Genomic DNA, 506 nt, shown 5'->3' with positions numbered 1-506 from the left:
CCTCGAACGCCCCCTTCGACGTGGAGTCCCTCCTCGCCGACATCTCGGGCGTGACCGTCTTCTACGACGAGGAGATTCCGACCGCCTCGACCGACGTGCAGATACGTCGAGTGACGATTCTCGCCAACGAGTCGTACCCGTTCATCCTCGGACTGGTTCTCAGACAGGAGACGATTCCGAACCGCATCGTCCTCCAAGACGGCGTCTTCGAGGTCGTCGCCACCGCCCAGGACTGGGACCACTTCAGGGAACTCGCCGACGAGATTCAGGAGACGCTCGGGGAGTTCGAACTCCGCTCCGTGACGCAGGACGAAGCCCCGGGTGAACCGCTCGACAGCGGCCGATTAAAGGAGGTGTTAATCTCCAAGCTAACCGACGACCAGCTCGCGGTTCTGGAGACGGCATTCAACCACGGCTACTTCCACATTCCGCGAGAGACCTCTGAGACCGAACCCGACGAGGAACTGGGTATCGCTCAATCCACGCTGAGCGAACGACTCCGGACC

General features: G+C 61.5%; 1 protein-coding gene. It reads left to right on the top strand.

Annotated elements, in window-relative coordinates:
- A partial coding sequence (locus DVK00_RS20785) for a helix-turn-helix domain-containing protein (RefSeq protein ID WP_121578516.1) occupies positions 1–506 on the top strand: 506 nt, incomplete at both ends.

It is taken from the genome of Haloarcula sp. Atlit-47R (genome assembly GCF_003665985.1).
GTDB classification, from domain to species: domain Archaea; phylum Halobacteriota; class Halobacteria; order Halobacteriales; family Haloarculaceae; genus Haloarcula; species Haloarcula taiwanensis.
This window is presented reverse-complemented; position numbering and strand designations above follow the sequence as displayed.